Source organism: Flavobacterium ginsenosidimutans, assembly GCF_037478105.1.
GTDB lineage: Bacteria > Bacteroidota > Bacteroidia > Flavobacteriales > Flavobacteriaceae > Flavobacterium > Flavobacterium ginsenosidimutans.
On the sequence record NZ_CP147988.1, the window covers coordinates 1,028,632 to 1,049,106 of the forward strand.

A 20,475-nucleotide genomic window follows, 5' to 3' on the forward strand; every position below is an offset into this window, starting at 1 on the left:
TGGCATAAAACTACATTCCTTTTATTTACAACACTTTAGCTATAAATCAACTTTTTCGGAACATATTTTGGCATAAGGAGGGAGAACATTAAAAATTCATTCCAAATGAAAAATCAAGTAACCTCAATCTACAAACAAGCCGAACGGTTTGCTGAGATAACCAAAAAATCTATTATTTCTGGAAATATAGTAAGAGCTAAGAAATGTCTGGCTCTTGCCGAACGTTTATTCATAACCGGAAGCATCGAAACTAAAAATGCCATTTCTAATGTGTATGTTTTTTCGGTTTCTTCTTTTATGGAAGTGCGTCACTGCAATATTTCTCATCTATTTCCGCAAACACTTAAAGCGGAATATATCAAGCAGGTTAATGCATCAGGAGTGTAAAAAGTTTAATCGGTTAACTGTTTAATTGTTTAACCGATCAAACACAATCTAAAATCTGAACACTAAAATCTAAAATAAATCCTATGATCACATTTCTTTTACTCGCATTGGCCGTGGTGCTATTTGCAATTTGTTTTATGTCAGTCGAATTTTTTGAAAAAATCTAAATCATGACCGCACTATTTATTATTTCAATCGCCGTTTTCGTGTATTTGGTTTATGTATTAATCAAACCTGAAAAATTTTAATAATGTAAAAAGTTATAAGTGAGATGTTAGATGTTATGCGTCCGTCTCATTTTTACAAATTACATCTTACATTTTACAAAAACTCACATATTATGAACACAGAATTATTAGGCGTCATTGGTATTTTTCTCCTCACCATTGTTTTAGCTATTCCTTTAGGAAAATATATTGCTAAAGTTTATTTAGGAGATAAAACACTTCTTGATCCGATTTTCAATCCAATTGAAAAATTTATTTTTAAAATCAGCGGTATTAATTCGGCTGAAGAAATGAACTGGAAACAACACTTAAAAGCACTTTTAAGTATCAATATGGTTTGGTTCTTTCTTTGCTTTTTTGTCTTATTATTTCAGGGATCTTTACCTCTTAATCCAGATAATAATCCCTCAATGTCACCAGATTTGGCATTTAATACTGCTATTTCATTTTTAGTTAATTGCAACTTACAGCATTACTCAGGCGAAAGCGGGGTTTCTTACCTTTCACAAATCGTCTTGATGTTCCTTCAATTTGTTTCTGCCGGTATCGGAATGGCTGCTGCCGCAATGATTTTTACAGCAATGAAAGAAAGAACTACAGAAAAACTGGGTAATTTTTATAATTATTTCATCAAAAGCTGTACTCGTATTTTATTACCACTTTCAGCAATTGTAGCTGTAGCACTAGTATTCAGCGGTACTCCTATGACATTTGAAGGTAAAGATGCTATTACAACTCTTCAGGGTGATCATGTAGAAGTTTCTCGCGGACCCGCTGCTGCCTTTATTGCTATTAAACATATTGGTACAAATGGTGGTGGATTTTTTGGAGCCAACTCAGCGCATCCATTAGAAAATCCAACTTATTTTACGAATGGAGTTGAGCTTTGGGCGCAAATGATTATTCCGTTTGCGATGATTTTTGCACTTGGATTTTATCTCAACAAAAGAAAATTAGCGAATATTATTTTTGGTGTTATGACGGTTGGTTTCTTACTCTTGGTTGTTCCAACAGTTATGAGTGAAATCAACGGAAATCCTGCTATCGAAAAAATGGGTATTGCACAAGCAACCGGAGCAATGGAAGGAAAAGAAGTTCGGTTTGGACCCGCAATATCAGGTTTCTGGAGTATTGCTACAACAGTAATTTCTACAGGTTCTGTAAACAGTATGCACGATAGTTCAATGCCTATGTCTGGTACTATGCAGTTATTATCGATGATGGTGAATGCTTTTTACGGCGGATGTGGTGTTGGTATTTTGAACTACTACATTTTCATTATTCTGGCTGTATTTATCTCCGGATTAATGGTTGGACGAACTCCTGAATTTTTAGGAAAGAAAATCGAAGCGCGGGAAGTAAAAATTGCTGCTTTTATCGCGATTCTTCATCCTTTATTAATATTAGCAGGAACTGCTTTAGCATCTTATTTTGCTGCGCATGACACTGCAATGGGTTATTGGTTTAACGGAAACGCAACAGGCTGGTTAAACAATCCAGGAAATCACGGATTCTCAGAAATGTTATACGAATATACTTCGAGCGCTGCCAATAACGGTTCTGGTTTTGAAGGATTGGGAGATAATAATCCGTTCTGGAATATTACTACAGGAATTGTATTACTGTTAAGCCGTTTTATTCCAATCATTGGTCCATTGGCAATTGCTGGTTTATTGGCAGGTAAAAAATACATTCCAGAGAGTGCGGGAACTTTAAAAACGGATACCTCAATTTTCGGAATCATGACTTTTGCCGTAATCGCTATTATCGCTGCTTTATCATTCTTTCCAGCTTTGGCTTTAGGTCCATTGGCGGAATATTTTGGAATGTAAAATGTGAAAAAGTGAAATGTGAGATGTAAAAACTCAAACTCATATAACATCTTACAACTCACATTTTACTCTTTCACAAATAACAAATCATAAACGTGCTTCAAGATTCTTGATTAATCCATAAATAAGTTTCCCTATGACATCTAATTTTTCAATCAATTGTTCACATTCTTTTTCATTGAAAAAGTCTAACTCCTTACTTAATAAAATTAAAGTATCGAGTTCTGATAAAGAACCTAGGGAAATATGTAAAAAATGGATAAACTCTTTTGTTCCTTTTCTGGCTGCTCCTTCTGCAATATTAACAGGTACAGAAACAGAAGCTCTGCGAATTTGGGAAGTAATTCCAAACTTTTCTTCAGAAGGGAATAGTCTTGTAGCTAAATAAATTTCTTTAACGAATTCAAAACTTTTAATCCATGAATTCAATTTCTTATGTGGTTTCATATTTAAAATAATTATTTACAAAAGTAGGAAATTTCACATTTTACATTTAACATTTTACACAAAGAAAAATGACAACTAATAAATCCACATCATTGTTTGAAAGTAAACAAGTAAAAGAAGCCTTAGCGCAGTCTTTTGTGAAGCTTAATCCAAAAATGATGATCAAAAATCCGGTAATGTTTACCGTAGAAATTGGAACAGCCATTATGTTTGCTGTCTGCATTTCAATATTAATGGGTGCAAATGATCAGGGAAGTTTTACTTATAACCTAATTGTATTTTTAATTTTACTGGCAACGCTTTTATTTGCCAATTTCGCCGAAGCTATTGCCGAAGCAAGAGGAAAAGCACAAGCCGACAGTTTAAGAAAAACAAGAGAAGAAACTCCTGCAAAACAAATTTTACCTAACGGAGAAATTAGAAACATTAGTTCTTCGGCATTAAAAAAAGACGATATATTCGTTTGTGAAGCCGGTGATTTAATTGCTGCCGATGGTGAGATTATAGAAGGTCTGGCTACAATCGACGAAAGTGCCATTACCGGAGAAAGTGCTCCTGTAATCAGGGAATCTGGCGGCGATAAATCTTCGGTTACCGGAGGAACAAAAGTATTATCTGATAAAATCAAAGTAAGAGTGACCTCTGAACCAGGCGAAAGCTTTTTAGATAAAATGATTGCTTTGGTTGAAGGTGCGAGCCGTCAGAAAACACCAAACGAAATCGCCTTAACCATTTTATTAGCCGCATTTACTTTAATCTTCGTGATTGTGTGCGTTACGCTAAAACCGTTTGCTGACTATGCCAACGCACCCATCACGATTGCGGCTTTCATTGCTTTGTTCGTTTGTTTGATTCCAACTACAATTGGAGGTTTACTTTCTGCAATTGGTATTGCGGGAATGGACAGAGCTTTACGAGCTAACGTAATTACAAAATCGGGTAAAGCGGTTGAAACTGCCGGAGATATTGATGTTCTGCTTTTGGATAAAACCGGAACCATTACAATTGGAAACAGAAAAGCAACCAATTTTTATCCAACAAAAGGAATTTCTTTTGATGACTTTGTAAAATCGGCTGTTTTGAGTTCGCTTGCAGATGATACTCCTGAAGGGAAAAGCATTATTGAGCTTAGTAAAATGTTAGATGAGAATAGTAAAATGCAGTCAGACATTTCACTTCTTACAGAAAACATTTCACACAGTATAAAATTTACTGCCGAAACCAGAACTTCTGGAGTCGTATTAAAAGACGGAACTAATATTAGAAAAGGAGCACAAGATGCCGCAAAGAATATTGCACAACAAGCTGGAAATTCTTTTCCTGAAGATACTGCGCAACAAGTAATCACAATTTCGTCTAACGGAGGAACTCCATTAGTAGTCATTAAAAACAATGAAGTTCAAGGTGTTATCGAACTTCAGGATATTATCAAAACCGGAATGAAAGAACGTTTTGAGCGTTTGAGAAGAATGGGAATCAAAACGGTTATGGTTACAGGTGATAATCCGCTTACTGCCAAATTTATTGCCGAAGCTGCTGGTGTTGATGATTTTATCGCCGAGGCTAAGCCTGAGGATAAAATGAATTACATTAGAAAAGAACAAGCCGAAGGACGACTAGTAGCCATGATGGGTGACGGAACAAATGATGCTCCTGCCCTTGCTCAGGCGAATGTGGGTGTTGCCATGAACAGCGGAACTCAAGCTGCAAAAGAAGCAGGAAACATGGTCGATCTTGACAATGACCCAACGAAACTAATTGAAATTGTTGAAATTGGAAAACAGCTTTTAATGACTCGAGGCACTTTAACTACTTTTTCTATTGCAAATGACGTTGCGAAATATTTTGCTATTGTTCCTGCTCTTTTTATTACTGCGATTCCTGCGCTGCAAGGTTTGAATATTATGCATTTGCATAGCCCTGAAAGTGCGATTTTATCAGCCGTAATTTTCAATGCGATTATCATTCCGATATTGATTCCGCTTGCGCTGAAAGGTGTTGACTATCGACCAATTGGAGCAAGTGCCATCTTAAAAAGAAATCTTTTGATTTATGGTCTTGGCGGATTGATTGTCCCTTTTATTGGAATTAAAGTAATTGATTTAGTTGTCGCACTATTTATGTAAAAATCAAACCTGACAGGTTTTAAAAACCTGTCAGGTTCACAAAACTCAATTAAAAACATAGACTTTAAACTATAAGCTTTTAAGAAAAAACTTAGAATCTTAGCATCTTAGAGTCTTAGAATCTCAAAAGAAATGAAAAATCTATTTTCACTATTAAAACTTACCGTATTTACTTTGATTTTGTTTGCGGTTATTTATCCTTTAGCGATTTATGGAATCGCACAATTGGCTCCAAATCAAGGAAAAGGAGAAACGATTTCGGTTAACGGAAAAGTGGTTGGCTATCAAAAAATTGGTCAGAAATTCGATAAATCGAATTATTTCTGGGGAAGACCTTCGGCTGTTGATTATAATGCTGCAGGAAGTGCAGGAAGTAACAAAGGTCCAAGCAACGCTGACTATTTGGCTTTGGTTCAAAAAAGAATTGATACACTTTTATTGGTTCATCCGTACTTGAAAAAATCTGATATTCCATCAGATATGGTTACGGCTTCAGGAAGTGGTTTAGATCCGAATATTTCTCCACAAGGCGCTTTGATTCAGGTAAAACGAATTGCTAAAGAAAGAAAACTGGACGAAACTAAAGTAAAAGCTTTGGTTGAATCTAAAATTAATACAGCCGTTGTTGGTCCTGAAACAGTGAATGTTTTGGAATTGAATGCGGCTTTGGATCAGCTTCGCTAAGATGCTAAGGTTCTAAGATACTGAGCTACTAAGTTTTTCTCCTGCAAGGTTTTCAAAACCTTGTAGGTATGAAAATCGACATCAACTATAATCATACGGTAACCGAAAAGCTTGTCATCCTGAGGAACGAAGGATCACACGAGAAACTCCGTCTGCATGATCGCCAATCTTTGTCGAGCTATTAGTGTGATCCTTCGTTCCTCAGGATAACAAACAGAACTTAAACTGAAACTTATAATTAATACCTACAAGGTTTTGTCCCGAAGCTTCGGGATTGCAGGAAACAAAAACGCCTTTTTTACCCAAATGCCCTAGCCCCGATAGTAGTAGAAATCCTTTTGTGCCGGGGTTCGGCACAAAAGATTGAAACGGATAGCGGGATTAGCTCCTAAAAAATCTACTAATAAATAATAGAATACCACAAAAATGAAAAAAATAATACTTACTGCTTTAATCGCTTTTGGTTACTGCAATTTACATGCACAAGAAGAATCAAAAAGTCCGTTTACGTTTTCAGGATATGTAGACGCTTATTATAGTTATGATTTTGCAAAACCGGAAGATCATACGCGCCCGGGATTTTTTTACAGTTATAATAAAAGCAACGAGGTAAGCCTGAATTTAGGTATGGCAAAAGTGAATTATTCAAAAGATAATGTCCGAGGAAATTTTGCTTTGATGGCTGGAACTTATGCCGAATATAATATGGCTGCCGAGCAAGGTTTATTAAAAAATGTTTACGAAGCGAATGTTGGTGTGAAGATTTCAAAAAGTCATAATTTATGGATTGATGCGGGAATCATGCCTTCGCATATTGGTTTTGAGAGTGCGATTGGAAAAGATTGCCAGACTTTAACTCGAAGTATTATGGCTGAGAATTCTCCTTATTATGAAACGGGAGTTAAAATTGGTTATACGTCTGAATCTGGAGAATGGTATTTGGCAGGAATGTACTTGAATGGCTGGCAAAGAATTGAGAAAGTTGAAGGAAATCAAACTCCTGCTTTTGGAACACAGCTTACTTACAAACCGTCTGATCGAGTTGTTTTAAACTGGAGTACGTATGTTGGAAATGAACAGCCGGATATTGATAAAAAATGGCGTTATTTCAACAACTTTTACGGACAGTTTAAGGTAACGGAAAAGACAAATATTACTGCTGGTTTTGATATTGGATCTCAGCAATCGGCTAAAAATAGTAACAAATATGATACTTGGTTTTCGCCAGTTTTGATTCTGCAATACAAACCAGTTGACAAAATTCAGCTTGCAGTGAAAGGTGAATATTATAGTGATGAAAAAGGTGTAATTATCGCAACGGAAACGCCAAACGGTTTTAAAACTTACGGATTTTCGGCTAACTTTGATTACTTAGTTACTGATAATGTTATGTTTAGAATTGAAGCCAGAAATCTTTCAAGTAAAGATGAAATCTTCACAAATAAAGACAATCTTCCAACGGACACGAATACGTTTGTAACGACTTCGCTGGCGATTTCATTTTAGCTTTAGGCTATAGGCTTTAAGCAGTAAGCTTTTAAAAGTTATACTGCCTAAAGCCTAAAGCTTATTGCTTAAAGCATATTTTTATGGAACAGAAAAATAATAACGCACAGCACTTTCTCGATTTAATTCAGAAATCACGAAAGGGAAAGTTTAAAATCTACATTGGAATGAGCGCCGGTGTGGGCAAAACTTTTCGTATGCTTCAGGAAGCGCATTCGTTATTGAAAAACGGAATCGATGTAAAAATTGGCTACATCGAAACGCACATGCGAAAGGAAACACATGAATTATTAGCAGGCTTGCCTATAATTCCGAGACGGACTATTTTCTATAAAGGAAAAGAACTCGAAGAATTGAATGTTCAGGCGATAATCAATCTTCGTCCAGAAGTTGTTATTGTTGATGAATTGGCACACACGAACGTTGAAGGAAGCAAAAATGAAAAACGCTGGCAGGATGTTTTAGAAATTTTGGAAGCTGGAATTAATGTCATTTCGGCGGTTAATATTCAGCATATTGAGAGTTTAAATGAAGATGTAAAACGAATTACGAATATTGATGTTCAGGAACGAATTCCTGACAATGTTTTGCGTCTGGCTGATGAGGTTGTAAATATTGATTTGACATCAGAAGATTTGATTGCCCGCTTGAAAGAAGGAAAAATTTATACTGCAGATAAAATTCCGACTGCTTTAACCAATTTTTTTAAATCAGAACAGATTCTACAACTTCGCGAATTGGCTTTGAAAGAAGTGGCAAGTCAGGTAGTTCGAAAAGTTGAAAATGAAGTTCCGAATCTTCATGCTTTACGACATGAAAAATTGCTAGCATGTATTAGCAGTAATGAAAAAACTGCCAAAATTATAATTAGAAAAGCAGCAAGATTAGCCAGCTATTACAACGGATCGTGGTATGTTTTGTATGTAGAAACTCCGCAGGAAAGCAGTAATAGGATTGCACTCGACAAACAAAGGCATTTAATTAATAACTTTAAACTCGCAGTGCAATTAGGTGCGGAAGTAATTAAACTCGAGAATTCAAATATCGCCAATGCAATTTTGACAACCGTAGAAGAAAAACAAATTACAACTGTGTGCATCGGGAAACCACATTTGAATTTATTTAAAGTAATTTTGTCTACAACAATTTTTAGGCGTTTGCTAAACAAACTGTCTTTGTCAAATGTTGATCTTGTGATATTATCGTAAAATGTTTTATGTGAGATGTAAGATGTTATTTTTCATTTCACATTTTACAAATAACATTTCACACAAAAATAATTAATTTAGAGGATGAGATTGCTTCGTTCCTCGCAATGACTTTATGAGAATTAAAACCAAATTGAATCTGGGTGTTGGATTGTTATTTCTAATGATCATCATTCTCTCGTTAGTGAGTGCTTATTCTGTTTTTTTGATTAAGCAGGACACCGAGAATATTCTGAAATCTAATTACAATACGCTGGAATATTCGCGAAATATGATTTTTGCTTTAGACGGAATGAAATCAGATTCGAAAAAAACGATTCAGAATTTTGAAGAAAATCTTGAAAAGCAAACCCGAAATATTACAGAACCAGGCGAAAAACAAGCAACCGAACAACTGAAAGCAAGCTTTATTCTTTTAGCTAAAAATACCGCTGATGAAAGTGTAAAAGTGCAAATTCGTCAAGATATTTTTGCTATCATGAAATTAAATCTTGACGCCATAAAACAGAAAAGCGACATCGCCAAACAATCGGCTGAAACGGCAAATTTATCTATTGCCATTGTGGGGACTTTATGCTTTTTGATTGCTTTTAATTTATTGGTTAATCTGCCCAATAATATTGCGAATCCTATTAGAGAATTAACGCAGAGTATTAAGGAAATTGCGAATAAAAATTATTCAGAACGTGTTCATTTTACAAGTCACAGCGAATTTGGAGATTTAGCCAAATCGTTTAATACAATGGCACAAAAGCTGGAAGAATATCATGATAGCAATGTTTATAAACTTCTTTTTGAGAAAAAACGACTAGAAACTCTTATCAATAATATGAACGATCCAATTATTGGTTTGGATAACGAAGGAATTGTTTTGTTTGTGAATGATGAAGCGCTGAAAATTATTGGTCTAAAATCGGAAGATATTATTGGAAAACCTGCTTCTGAATTAGCGGTTTCTAATGATTTAATTCGTTCTTTAATTCTGAAAGAAAGTGAGACTCCGAAAAAACAGCCACTCAAAATTTTTGCTCACGGAAAAGAAAGTTATTTCGAAAAAGAAATTCACAATATCACGATAACGCCAACAGGCGAAGAAAAAGAGATCAATATTGGCGATGTAATTATTCTTCGAAATATTACGCTTTTTAAAGAATTGGATTTTGCAAAAACGAATTTCATTGCCACCGTTTCGCACGAATTAAAAACACCAATTGCTTCTATAAAATTGAGTCTCCAATTGCTTGAAAATGCTAAAACAGGCGATATGAACGACGATCAGAAACAATTAGTTGAAAGTATAAAAGATGATAGTCAGCGTTTGTTGAAAATTACGGGAGAATTATTGAATTTATCACAATTGGAAACAGGAAATATTCAGCTGAATATTGGAAAAAGCAATCCACATGAAATTGTGAAATATGCCGTAGAAGCTGTAAAAGTTCAAGCCGATCAAAAACAGATTCAGTTAGTTATTGATGCCAATGAAAACCTCAAAAACGTAAAAGCAGATGCTGAAAAAACAGGCTGGGTTTTGATTAATTATTTGTCAAATGCTATCAGATATTCGTCTGAAAAAAGCACGATTCTTATTAAATTAAAAGAAGAAAATAATCATATGGTTTTTCAGGTTATTGATACTGGAAAAGGAATTGAGCCAAGATACAAAGACAAAGTTTTCGATAAATATTTTCAGATTCCAGGAAGTCAGAAATCAGGAACTGGATTAGGCTTGGCGATCAGCAAAGAATTTATTGAAGCCCAAAACGGAAGTGTTGGGGTTGAGAGTAATTTAGGATTGGGAAGTACGTTTTGGTTTACGTTGAAAGTCTAAAAATTTATCAATCCAAATTCAAAAAAAATATTCTGACTGTTAAAAAAATAAAACAATTCTTATAAATTTTAAAAAAATATAATATCTTTATAATTGAATTTTGGTATTAATTAATATTCACTTAAGGTTCGATTAAGCACAAAATACTAGGTTCAAACATTCGTTAATTTTGTAAAATATAACAGCCCGAAAGATGTTCTACAAAACGATTTTCTTCCTATTTTTGTTCGGATTATTTTCTGCGAATGCACAGCAAAATGATTCCATTGCAAAAATTGACAGCACGTCAAATAATTTGAAATTCAATTACAAACAATTAATTGCTCCATCAATTTTGATTGGTTATGGTGTAATTGGTTTGGAAAGTCATCAGCTTCTGAGTTTTAACTCGCAAATCAAAGAAGAAGTTACGGAAGATATTGACGAGAAAATCACAATTGATGACTTCTCTCAATACGCACCTGCAGCATCTGTTTACGCTTTGAATGCCTTTGGTGTAAAAGGAAAAAACAATATGCGTGATCGTTCTGTCATCTTGGTGACTTCCTACGCTATTATGGCGACAACGGTTTTGACTTTAAAATCGGTTTCAAATGTAGAAAGACCAGACGGAAGTTCGAATAATTCCTTCCCTTCTGGACATACTGCAACTGCGTTTATGGGTGCCGAATTTTTATATCAAGAATACAAAGACAAATCGATTTGGTACGGAATTGCAGGTTACGCCGTTGCAACAGGAACTGGCCTTTTCAGAATTTACAATAACCGTCATTGGCTGACAGACGTTGCTGCCGGAGCTGGAATCGGGATTTTGAGTACGAAAATTGCTTATTGGATTAATCCGTATATCACTAAAAAATTGTTCAAATCATCAGCAGAAAATAAATCTACTTCTATGATAATGCCTTTTTATAACGGGCAACAATACGGTTTAGGATTTGCTAAGGTTTTTTAATTTATTAATTTGTTATAAAATGCTATTATTCTTTATTTAATATTTTAAGTTTGTTAGAAAAACAAATCAAAAATTAAATGAGTTATATAGTTGTAGATATCGAATCAGATGGGCCAATTCCGGGAGATTATTCTATGATATCTTTTGGTGCCGTCATTGTAAATGACAAATTAGATAAAACATTTTATGGCAAACTGAAACCTATTTCCGATAAGTTTGATCCGCAAGCTTTAGCAATTTCAGGTTTCGACAGAGAAACAACTTTAGAGTTTGATGATCCTAAAACGGTGATGCTAAATTTTGAAGAATGGATAAAAGAAAATTCAAAAGGAAGACCAATATTTATTAGTGATAATAATGGTTTTGACTGGATGTTTATCTGCTGGTATTTTCATCATTTTTTAAATAGAAATCCTTTTGGATATTCATCAAGAAGAATAGGCGATTTATACTGTGGTTTAGTAAATGATACTTTTGCTCAATGGAAACATCTTCGAAAAACGGAACATACGCATAATCCCGTTGATGATGCCATGGGAAATGCTGAAGCATTATTGCATATGAAAAATGAAATGCAATTGAAAATTGATTTAAAATAAACTCCCGAATTATAGCTTCATTTCCATAATTGGCATGAATCTATTTTTTATGGAAGTTTCAAATTCACCGATTTTTGTAAATCCGATTTTCTGGTAAAATTGTTCGGCATTTGGTTCTGAATCTAAAATGATTTTTTGACATTTTTCATTTCGCATTCTTTCCAAAAAATCATTCATTAAGAAAGAACCAAATCCTTTTCCTATATATTCAGGTAAAAAATAAGTTGTCTAGTTTTACCTGATTGTTTTCTAATCTTAAATAAGAATAATAGCCAATAATCTGATTTTCATCAATCAAATTAAAAACAGGATTTTCTTCGATATAATCTCTCGTGATTGTTAGATTATTATTCCATTTCTCCATTTGCTCATCCGAATATCCCCAATGCGCTTTTGACTTTTTGGTGATTTCCGTTAGACGGATATGATCTTCGGTTTTAGCTTTTTGGATGTTCATTAAAATATTGGTTTAAAGTAATTTTCTATTTTCGACAATTGCTTTTTCATATTCGGTTGAATCCATTTTCTGTAAATTATCAATCAAATAATCTATTTGTGCTAAACCAATTTCTTTATATCTTTTGACGTGTTCTTCGCTTAATTTAATTTCTCTTTGGACATCTGCTATTCCGCCTAAAAAGCACCAAAGAAAATATTCTTCATTAAACACCCGAAATATAAAATTCCAATCTTCAAAATATAAAATCTGTCCTTCTATAGCTGTAAAATTTAAGTAATTTTCAGCATATCTAAAACCTTCGAAAGCTTTGTTTGTAATTCTAATACTGACAAAACTCTTTTTACTGATTATTTCATTAATCTCTTCAACAGTCTTGTCATCAACACGATATGAAAATCGGAGTTCGTCCAGAAATTCTTCATCACTAATAAAACCAATAACTCTTAAAAAATTATAAAATCGTTTATCCCACTCTGCAAGTGTTAATTCTGTTCTTGTTATAAAACTCACTGTGCCTGTATAAACAATAAATATCATTACTCTTAATTTCTATAGTTAATGAACCTCTAAGCATTCGAAGTATTATTCTTAATCTCTCGAACTTCCCTTTTCAATTCTAAAAGCAAATCCTTCATTGCTCCAGTTTCTGTCATTTCTTGTTTTTTATCCGAACGGCCAATATTACATTCATATTCCCAAATCTCCAAAATATCAGAAGCTTTCACTTCATAATTCGGATAAAAGCTGTTATCGGATTCTAAAACCAAAGCGTTCTTTTTGTTTTTATTGAGACGCTTATATACCATTCCTTCATTTTTAGTAATAAGAATATAGGTTTTGCCGTCCATCACCTCTCCGAGTTTTTCTACATAACGACCAATAATAATAGAACCATCTTCGTGTGGAGGCATTGAATCGCCTTCAACGGGAAATCCGCGATGTTTTCCAGGTCCTAAAAACGGAAGTGTAATCTGCTGTAAACTTTCAATATATTCTGGATCAGCATATCCGTTGAGGTAACCTGCTTTTGCTTTTTGAGATACAATTTCGATATAATTCTCTCCAAAACTATCCACTTGAATTGGTAAAATAAGTCGGTTGCCTTCCAGTTTTATCAAATTTTGCACATCAATTTTACGTATATCGACAGATAATATCAAGTCAATACTCATGTGAAAATATAACGCAATCTTCTTTAGAATATCATACGGTGCTTCCGAAGTTCCATCTTCGTATTTCACGTATCTTCCTCTTGTAATACTAAGGTTTTCAGCTAATTTCTCCTGTGATATTTTATGCTTAACCCTTAACGCTCTGATGTTGTCTGAAAATAAGGACATAATAAATTTGTTATAATTTGGAACAGCAAATATACTAAAAATGTTATTATCTGGACTAATTTTGCCTTATACAAAGAATTATTTTTTTTTTTGAAGTGATTACGAAATTGAACAATATAAATGCCACAAAATCAATTGAACTATACTCTCCAGATATAAGTTCGGAAGTAAAATTGCCTTTTTTTGACGTTGGTATCAGCGCTGGTTTTCCTTCGCCTGCTGATGATTTTATAGAATTATCCATTGATCTCAACAAAGAATTTATTAAGCATAAATACACCACTTATTTTGCCAGAGTAAAAGGGCATTCTATGAAAAATGTGGGCATCCATGATGGTGATTTATTGATTATTGATAAAAGCCTTGAACCACAAAATAATAGAATCGCTATTTGTCAGATCGATGGAGAATTTACAGTAAAACGCATCAGAATGGAAAAAGAGATTATCTGGCTTATTGCCGAAAATGAAGATTATAAGCCTATAAAAGTGACTCCAGAAAATAATTTTGTGATTTGGGGAATTGTGGTTCATTGTATTAAAACTTTTTAAGTTATTGTCAGTCTGAGCGAAGTCGAAGACCTTTTATACGATAAAGCCCTTCGACTTCGCTCAGGGTGACAAAACAGAAATAGAAATAAAAAACAAATTAAAAATGTTTGCTTTAGTCGATTGTAACAATTTTTATGCTTCTTGCCAAAGAGTATTTGAACCGCATTTAAGAGGAAAACCTATCGTTATTCTATCTAACAATGATGGCTGTGTTATTTCGCGTTCTGATGAAGCAAAGGTTTTGGGAATACCAATGGCTATTCCTGCTTTTAAATATGAATCCATTTTTAAGGAAAAGAACATTTTTGTCTATTCTTCAAATTATCCGCTTTACGGCGATATGAGCAATCGGGTCATGAATCTGCTTCAAACTTATACTCCGGAAATCGAAATTTACAGTATTGACGAAGCTTTTCTAAAATTTTCTGGCTATGATTTATTCGATTTAAACACATTGGGTTTAAAAATGCGAAAAGAAGTCACACAAGGAACAGGGATTCCTGTAAGCATAGGTTTTGCTCCGACCAAAGCTTTAGCTAAAATGGCGAATAAAATTGCCCGAAAATTTGCTGATCGTACGCAAGGTGTTTATTGTATTGATTCTGAAGAAAAAAGAATTAAAGCATTAAAGTGGACAAAAATTGAAGATGTTTGGGGAATTGGGCGAAAGCTCGCTAAACGACTGAAAGCAAGAAAAATCAATACAGCTTATGAATTTACGCAACTTCCGGATGCCTGGGTAAGAAAAGAAATGTCTGTAGTCGGACTTCGATTAAAACATGAATTAGAAGGGAAACCAACTTTGGATTTAGAAGAAGCCGCTGATCGAAAAATGATTGCCACTACGAGATCTTTCGAAAAAAGATATACTAATTACGAAGAAATATCAGAACGAATTAGCACATTTACAGCTTCTTGTGCCGAGAAATTAAGAAGACAGAACTGTCATTGCAATATGGTAACTGTTTTTATACAAACTAGTTTCATAAAAAACGAAGAATCTCATTATTCAAGAAGTATTACGATTACAACAGATTTCCCAACCAATTCTACGATAGAACTTAATGCAGCTGCTCAAAAAGGATTTAAAGCTATTTTTAAAAAGGGCTACCGTTATAAAAAAGCAGGCGTAATTGTAATGGGCTTAACGCCAAATAGTGAAACACAACTGAATTTATTCAACACTTCAAATCCTAAACATCAACCTTTAATGAAAGTAATTGATGAAATGAATCGGAGTTATGGCAACAATAAAATTAAATTCGGCGTACAATCTTTAGGTAGACAATGGAAAATGAAACAAAATAGATTATCTCCAAAATTTTCTACTCTCCTTAAAGATGTTATTACAGTTAAAGCTTAATTAAACAACAGAAAAAGAACATTTTACGTTATACACAAATGAAGAAGCAAGAATATGCCATAGTCGATATCGAAACCACAGGCGGAAATGCCAGTGGAAGCCGTATTACAGAAATTGCCATTATTATTCATGACGGTACAAATGTGTTGGATCGTTATGAAACACTTGTAAATCCTGAACAGGACATCCCACCTTCTATTTTTGGATTGACAGGAATTAACAACGAAATGGTAGCCAATGCGCCCATTTTTGATGATATTTCAGAGAAAGTTTTGGAAATGCTCACCGATCGTGTTTTTGTTGCACACAATGTGAACTTCGATTATTCATTCGTTCATCATCAACTGGAGCAAGCTGGTTTTCAATGGTCGGCAAAAAAGCTTTGTACAGTTCGTGCTGCTCGAAAAATCAAGCCTGGGTTAGGTTCTTATAGTTTAGGAAATCTTTGCAATTCTTTAAACATTAGTTTAGAGAACAGGCACCGCGCTGGCGGAGATGCCGATGCTACTGCTCTTTTATTTTCGCTTTTATTGGAATGGGATGATGCTGGAGAAATCGATAAAATGATCAAGAAAACAGCACAAGATCAGCGCTTGCCTCCAAATCTTCCTGCAGACGATTTTAATAATTTACCTGACAAACCAGGAGTCTATTATTTTTATAATCAAGCTAAAAAAGTGATTTATGTTGGAAAAGCTATCAATCTAAAAAAACGGGTTACATCGCATTTTACAGGAAATAATATCAATTCGCAAAGACAGCATTTTCTGAGAGATATTCACGGAATTTCTTTCGAAATCTGTGCAACTGAACTCATGGCACTTCTTTTAGAGTGCACCGAAATCAAAAAACTTTGGCCAACTTACAACAGAGCTTTAAAACGTTTTGAAGCTAAATATGGCATTTATCAATACGAAGCTCGAAACGGCTATAAATATTTAGCAGTTGGTAAATTGAGTAAATTTCAGACTTGCATTCATGAATTTAATAGTCAATATGATGGCATTAATTTATTGCGAACTCTAGCTGAGCATTTTGAAATCGATCATCGTTTTTGCAAATATACAAGACCCGAAGAAGGTGATTTTTTCCAAAATAATGACACAAAAGCTTTACCAGACGTTTCATTTCATAACGAACAAGTTGACAATGCTATTGAATTTTTATTGAATAACAGACCAAGTTTTGCAATTATAGACAAAGGACGTTCTACTGACGAAAGAAGCTGTATTTGGATCGAAAATGGTCATTTTCATGGAATGGGCTACATTCCGAGAGATGTTGCTATCAACGATTCTGATGAAGTAAAAAATTATGTTACGCCTTATAAAAGCAATCAATATATTGAGCAGTTAATTTTTGCTTACGCAGAAAAACATCCGAGAAAAATATTCTTTAACAAACAACTTTTCATTTCCTAAATCAATAAAATAGAGCTGTAAAAAATCAAAATTATGACACTATTTAGCGATACCGAATTATTTACCACTGGACACGGAGGTAAAAAAATATTTGATCTTCCGGATTGCGAACTAATTCTGATTGAAAATTTCTTCAGCAAAGAAGAATCAGATTCTTTTTATGAAAGAATACTACGCAAAACGAAATGGAGAGAATATGAAATGGAAATTTACGATAAGACCTATACAGTTCCTAGAATGATTGCTTGGTATGAAGACAAAGACAATGCAGGAGCTGATCCAAATGGACCTGACTGGACGTATGAATTATTAAAAATAAGAAGTCGAGTTGAAAAAGAAACCCAACTTGATTTTAACAGTCTTCTGTTAAATTTATACCGAAACGGAAAAGATGGCGTTGGCTGGCACAGCGATCGTGAAGACAATTCTGGCAAAGATCCAATTATAGCGTCTGTCACTTTTGGAGAAACGAGAATGTTCAAACTTCGTCACAAATTCCGAAAGGATATTCCGCTGGTTGAAATTCCGCTTCATCATGGTTCTTTCTTACTAATGGCGGGAACTACCAATAGTTTTTGGCAGCATCATGTACCCAAAACAGCCCGCAAAGTTTTACCCAGAATAAATTTAACTTTTAGGCAAACGCAACGTAATACGTAATGCATTCAGAACTAAAAACTAGCTGATTTATTAGCTTAATCTCTACGAGGAAAATTCTGTCGAAAAAAGTTAAAATACTGATTGTATGAACGTTTTATTAGGCTGAACCTTCCTTTTTTACTATTTTTGCAACCTTTTAAAAAAATATAATACCGTAATGGCTTATTCAAACAACGATTTAGCACGCTTCTTAGATGCGCAGAACAAACTTTATCTTACTGCTCTTTCTGAAATCGGAAAAGGGAAGAAAGAAACACATTGGATGTGGTTCATTTTTCCGCAAATTATCGGTTTAGGAAAAAGCGATACCGCAAATCTTTATGCCATTAATGATTTAAAAGAAGCTTCTGAGTATTTGGAACATCCAATCTTGGGAAAACATTTAATTGAAATCTCAGAATTGCTTTTAACTTTTAAAATGAAATCGGCTGATGGAATTTTTGGAGATTTAGATGCTCGAAAATTACGTTCTTGCATGACTTTGTTTTCTTTGGTAGAAAATGCAAATCCGATATTTCAGGAAGTTTTGGAAGCTTTCTTCTCAGGAGAAAACGATCCATTAACGCTGTCTATTATTAATTCAACTATAAAATCACCTACTGAACCTGCTGTTTTATAGCAAATTCATTGTGATTGTTTACATCAAAAGACACTGCTTCGTTGTATGTAGTGTCTTTTTTTATTGATGAATCTCTAAATCAAATCATTCATTTTAAAAGAATTAGCCTTAACTTGCATATCCAACCTCAAAGCTAAACCAAATCATGAATGAAAAAATAAAAACATTACAAATTATTCATCTTGCCATTTGCGCAGGAACAGCTATTGCATATTATATTATAGGCGATATCTCATTAGAGACGCTTCGTATTCCTACTATTGACACCTCTTCGATTGTATATCTTGCTATTCCAGCTTTAGCCTTTGTTTTAAGCTGTGCATTATTTAAAATGCAATTAAAACAAATCGATCCAAAATTAAAACTCGAAAATAAACTGCCTATCTATCAAGCAGCTTCAATTATGCGATGGGCAGTTCTTGAAGGCGCGGCTTTCATAATTCTTTTCATAAAACCTGATTTCATACTATTTGGAGTGTTACTTATTATATACTTGATTTTCCTTAGACCTACCGAAGAAAGAATTAATAATGATTTGTCGGGTCTTTAAAATTATAAAGGACAAAGATTTTTCAATAAAAAAGCGTCTTAAATTATAAGACGCTTTTTTATATAGATAAAGTATTTAAACTTGAAACAAAACTTATTCTTCTTTCGGTTTTGTTAGGTAATAAACCGGAATTCCTGCAACCATAATTAATACTCCCCATCCACAAGTTGAGAATTTTGTTATGAATAATGATATACAAATTGCTGTTGCGATAATAATATACAGCATTGGCAAAAACGGATATCCAAATGCTTTATAAGGTCTTTCTACATCTGGCATTTTTCTTCTTAAAATAAAGATTCCGTAGATTGTTAGAATGTAAAAAATCAAAACGATGATGATTACGAAATCTAATAAATCGCCATACTTTCCTGTCAAACACAAAGCCGAAGCCCAAATACATTGTGCCCAAAGCGCCCAAGCAGGCACACTCGAGCTATTTAAAACAGCTGCTTTTTTGAAGAACAAACCATCTTTTGCCATTGTATAATAAACCCTTGCTCCCGCCATGATCAATCCGTTGTTGCAGGCAAAAGTCGAAATCATAATCATAATTGCGATAATCAGTGCTCCAATATTTCCGAAAATATAATCTGAAGCCACTACTGCGACTCTATCAAATTTTGCTGTAGCGATTTCGTCAAACGGAATTACAGCCAAATACATAATATTTGTCAAAACATAAATAATCGTCACAATAAAAGTTCCTAGAAACAAACTGAAACCAACATTACGTTTTGGATTTTTAATTTCTCCTGCAATAAAAGTCACTCCATTCCAAGCATCGCTTGAAAATAAAGAACCTACCATTGCTGCAGATATTCCCGAAATCAAAGCTGTTCCGCCAATTGGCAACCACGAACCGCTATCTTTATCAAATGAACGTGTGCTCCATCCGTCTGCCCAGTTTGCATCCCAAACAGAAGCTTTCGCGGCAAGCGTTAATCCGAATACGATTAATCCTAATAAGGATAAAATTTTAATGATTGTTAAAACGGTTTGCAGAATTTTACCGTTTTTTACTCCTCGACTGTTAATGAAGGTCAGTACAATAATTGTAAAAATCGAAACGAGTTGCGCCGCATTAAGTTTAAAAGCACCTAATTCGAACAGAACATTTTCGTCGCTTAAAGGTTCGTACAAATAAGCAGCGAACTTAGAAAAAGCGACTCCCACAGCCGCAATTGTACCCGTTTGAATAACTGCGAAAAAACTCCAGCCGTACAAAAAGGCAATCAATTTGTTATAGGCTTCTTTCAAGTAAACATATTGTCCTCCAGCTTTGGGAAACATGGCACTCAACTCGCCATAACTTACTGCCGCAATAATCGTAATTAATCCAGACAAAAGCCAGATCAAAGTAAGCCATCCTGCCGAACCAACTTGTCTGGCGATATCGGCACTTACAATAAATATCCCAGATCCGATCATAGATCCAACCACAAGCATGGTTCCGTCTAAGAGTCCGAGTTCTCTTTTAAAATTTTCTTGGTCGTTTTCTTGCATTTTTATTGGTTTAGGTTGGTTAAAGATATACTTTTTTTGGAAATGCAAATCTTCAAATTCTAAATTCCGATAATTCTTTAAAAACCGAAACCAATCTTTTTAGATTATTTTGAGCGTATCCCTCCGGGTCGGGCTATCCACTATATCTTTTATGGTGAACCCCACCATAAAAGGATGCCGTTTCTATCCCCTTACGCAAACGG

22 protein-coding genes are annotated in these 20,475 nt (G+C 34.3%); 16 read left to right on the top strand and 6 right to left on the bottom strand.

Annotated elements, in window-relative coordinates; genetic code table 11:
• Window positions 1-105: 105 nt before the first annotated feature.
• The 3 genes from V6624_RS04625 to kdpA all read left to right on the top strand — a co-directional run bounded on the left by V6624_RS04625 (window position 106) and on the right by kdpA (window position 2,446).
• On the top strand, window positions 106-387 hold the full coding sequence (locus V6624_RS04625) for a DUF7674 family protein (protein ID WP_026730398.1): 282 nt from the start codon (window positions 106-108) through the stop codon (window positions 385-387).
• A gap of 170 nt (window positions 388-557) precedes the next feature.
• Complete coding sequence (kdpF, locus tag V6624_RS04630; RefSeq protein ID WP_081909388.1) at window positions 558-635, top strand: K(+)-transporting ATPase subunit F; 78 nt, start codon at window positions 558-560, stop codon at window positions 633-635.
• A 92-nt stretch (window positions 636-727) separates the two neighbouring features.
• Window positions 728-2,446, top strand: coding sequence for a potassium-transporting ATPase subunit KdpA (gene kdpA / locus V6624_RS04635; RefSeq protein WP_338841039.1), 1,719 nt, complete (start codon window positions 728-730; stop codon window positions 2,444-2,446).
• Window positions 2,447-2,533: 87 nt separating this feature from the next.
• Here kdpA and V6624_RS04640 read toward each other — a convergent pair whose 3' ends face one another.
• Entirely contained in the window at window positions 2,534-2,893 is a 360-nt protein-coding gene (locus V6624_RS04640) for a four helix bundle protein (protein WP_338841041.1), read from the bottom strand.
• A gap of 68 nt (window positions 2,894-2,961) precedes the next feature.
• On the opposite strand from V6624_RS04640, the gene kdpB reads away from it, so the two are divergent.
• The 7 genes from kdpB to V6624_RS04675 all read left to right on the top strand — a co-directional run bounded on the left by kdpB (window position 2,962) and on the right by V6624_RS04675 (window position 11,802).
• Window positions 2,962-5,019 carry a potassium-transporting ATPase subunit KdpB gene (gene kdpB, locus V6624_RS04645; protein ID WP_338841043.1) on the top strand — a complete coding sequence of 686 codons (2,058 nt, stop codon included), beginning with the start codon at window positions 2,962-2,964 and terminating at the stop codon, window positions 5,017-5,019.
• Window positions 5,020-5,151: 132 nt separating this feature from the next.
• Window positions 5,152-5,703, top strand: a complete 552-nt coding sequence (locus tag V6624_RS04650; RefSeq protein ID WP_111283394.1) for a K(+)-transporting ATPase subunit C — start codon at window positions 5,152-5,154, stop codon at window positions 5,701-5,703.
• A gap of 426 nt (window positions 5,704-6,129) precedes the next feature.
• Window positions 6,130-7,209, top strand: a complete 1,080-nt coding sequence (locus tag V6624_RS04655) for a porin (RefSeq protein ID WP_111283392.1) — start codon at window positions 6,130-6,132, stop codon at window positions 7,207-7,209.
• Between the two features lie 83 nt (window positions 7,210-7,292).
• Window positions 7,293-8,417, top strand: a complete 1,125-nt coding sequence (locus V6624_RS04660) for a sensor protein KdpD (RefSeq protein ID WP_111283391.1) — start codon at window positions 7,293-7,295, stop codon at window positions 8,415-8,417.
• A gap of 115 nt (window positions 8,418-8,532) precedes the next feature.
• Window positions 8,533-10,248, top strand: coding sequence for a sensor histidine kinase (locus V6624_RS04665; protein ID WP_111283390.1), 1,716 nt, complete (start codon window positions 8,533-8,535; stop codon window positions 10,246-10,248).
• A gap of 193 nt (window positions 10,249-10,441) precedes the next feature.
• The gene (locus tag V6624_RS04670; RefSeq protein WP_111283389.1) at window positions 10,442-11,203 is read left to right on the top strand and encodes a phosphatase PAP2 family protein; all 762 of its coding nucleotides are present in this window, start codon (window positions 10,442-10,444) and stop codon (window positions 11,201-11,203) included.
• A 77-nt stretch (window positions 11,204-11,280) separates the two neighbouring features.
• Window positions 11,281-11,802, top strand: a complete 522-nt coding sequence (locus V6624_RS04675) for an exonuclease domain-containing protein (RefSeq protein WP_111283388.1) — start codon at window positions 11,281-11,283, stop codon at window positions 11,800-11,802.
• Between the two features lie 9 nt (window positions 11,803-11,811).
• Here the strand turns inward: V6624_RS04675 and V6624_RS23705 are convergent, their stop codons facing one another.
• From V6624_RS23705 to V6624_RS04690, 4 genes are read right to left on the bottom strand one after another with little or no spacing between them, the layout of a single operon-like run.
• The gene (locus tag V6624_RS23705; RefSeq protein WP_422389330.1) at window positions 11,812-11,979 is read right to left on the bottom strand and encodes a GNAT family N-acetyltransferase; all 168 of its coding nucleotides are present in this window, start codon (window positions 11,977-11,979) and stop codon (window positions 11,812-11,814) included.
• Between the two features lie 31 nt (window positions 11,980-12,010).
• The gene (locus V6624_RS04680; protein WP_338841050.1) at window positions 12,011-12,259 is read right to left on the bottom strand and encodes a hypothetical protein; all 249 of its coding nucleotides are present in this window, start codon (window positions 12,257-12,259) and stop codon (window positions 12,011-12,013) included.
• A gap of 12 nt (window positions 12,260-12,271) precedes the next feature.
• The gene (locus V6624_RS04685; protein ID WP_338841052.1) at window positions 12,272-12,799 is read right to left on the bottom strand and encodes a hypothetical protein; all 528 of its coding nucleotides are present in this window, start codon (window positions 12,797-12,799) and stop codon (window positions 12,272-12,274) included.
• A 29-nt stretch (window positions 12,800-12,828) separates the two neighbouring features.
• Window positions 12,829-13,602, bottom strand: coding sequence for an XRE family transcriptional regulator (locus V6624_RS04690; RefSeq protein WP_111283385.1), 774 nt, complete (start codon window positions 13,600-13,602; stop codon window positions 12,829-12,831).
• A 107-nt stretch (window positions 13,603-13,709) separates the two neighbouring features.
• Here V6624_RS04690 and V6624_RS04695 point away from each other — a divergent pair, with 107 nt between their 5' ends.
• The 6 genes from V6624_RS04695 to V6624_RS04720 all read left to right on the top strand — a co-directional run bounded on the left by V6624_RS04695 (window position 13,710) and on the right by V6624_RS04720 (window position 18,766).
• Window positions 13,710-14,153 carry a LexA family protein gene (locus tag V6624_RS04695; RefSeq protein WP_239455555.1) on the top strand — a complete coding sequence of 148 codons (444 nt, stop codon included), beginning with the start codon at window positions 13,710-13,712 and terminating at the stop codon, window positions 14,151-14,153.
• 103 nt (window positions 14,154-14,256) lie between these two features.
• A complete protein-coding gene (locus V6624_RS04700; RefSeq protein ID WP_338841057.1) occupies window positions 14,257-15,516 on the top strand; it encodes a Y-family DNA polymerase in 1,260 nt (419 codons plus the stop codon).
• A 38-nt stretch (window positions 15,517-15,554) separates the two neighbouring features.
• Window positions 15,555-16,937 (top strand): exonuclease domain-containing protein, encoded by a 1,383-nt coding sequence (locus V6624_RS04705; RefSeq protein ID WP_338841058.1) that lies wholly within the window; start codon window positions 15,555-15,557, stop codon window positions 16,935-16,937.
• Window positions 16,938-16,970: 33 nt separating this feature from the next.
• Window positions 16,971-17,597, top strand: a complete 627-nt coding sequence (locus V6624_RS04710) for an alpha-ketoglutarate-dependent dioxygenase AlkB family protein (protein WP_111283380.1) — start codon at window positions 16,971-16,973, stop codon at window positions 17,595-17,597.
• 157 nt (window positions 17,598-17,754) lie between these two features.
• Complete coding sequence (locus tag V6624_RS04715) at window positions 17,755-18,216, top strand: DUF1810 domain-containing protein (protein WP_111283378.1); 462 nt, start codon at window positions 17,755-17,757, stop codon at window positions 18,214-18,216.
• A 145-nt stretch (window positions 18,217-18,361) separates the two neighbouring features.
• Complete coding sequence (locus V6624_RS04720; protein WP_338841061.1) at window positions 18,362-18,766, top strand: MFS transporter; 405 nt, start codon at window positions 18,362-18,364, stop codon at window positions 18,764-18,766.
• Window positions 18,767-18,859: 93 nt separating this feature from the next.
• On the opposite strand, the gene V6624_RS04725 is transcribed toward V6624_RS04720, so the two are convergent.
• Window positions 18,860-20,272, bottom strand: coding sequence for an APC family permease (locus tag V6624_RS04725; RefSeq protein WP_338841063.1), 1,413 nt, complete (start codon window positions 20,270-20,272; stop codon window positions 18,860-18,862).
• Window positions 20,273-20,475: the final 203 nt, after the last annotated feature.